Source organism: Geodermatophilus sp. SYSU D00965 (genome assembly GCF_054050075.1).
Genome location: NZ_JBJGYQ010000060.1, coordinates 1 through 500 on the forward strand (window position 1 = coordinate 1; position 500 = coordinate 500).

The window sequence follows — 500 nt, forward strand, 5'->3', positions numbered from 1 at the left end:
GTGTCGGTCACCGGCGAGGCGCTCAAGCCCGAACTGGCCGCCCGCTGGTTCACCGCCCAGCCGGGCATCGCGCTGGTCAACGCCTACGGGCTGACCGAGACCAGCGACGACACCAACCACGAGGTCATGCACGCCCCGCCGGCCGGTGACCGCATGCCGCTGGGGCCGCCGATCGCCAACGTGGAGATCCGCGTCGTCGACCAACACCTGGCACCGGTGCCGCTGGGCGCCCCCGGGGAGATCGTCTTCGCCGGGGTGTGCGTGGGCCGCGGCTACGTCAACGACCCCGAGCGGACCCGGGCGGCGTTCGTGCCCGATCCGCACCGGCCCGGCCGGCGGCTCTACCGCAGCGGCGACCACGGCCGCTGGCGGCCCGACGGCAAGCTGGAGTTCCTCGGCCGCCGCGACAGCCAGGTCAAGATCGCCGGTTTCCGGATCGAGATCGGCGAGATCGAGAACACCCTGCTGCGCACGCCGGGCGTCCGCGACGGCGCGGTGGT

General features: G+C 73.8%; 1 protein-coding gene. It reads left to right on the forward strand.

Annotated features, from left to right (window positions below; genetic code table 11):
• A partial coding sequence (locus tag ACI789_RS24555) for an AMP-binding protein (RefSeq protein WP_457012161.1) occupies positions 1-500 on the forward strand: 500 nt, incomplete at both ends.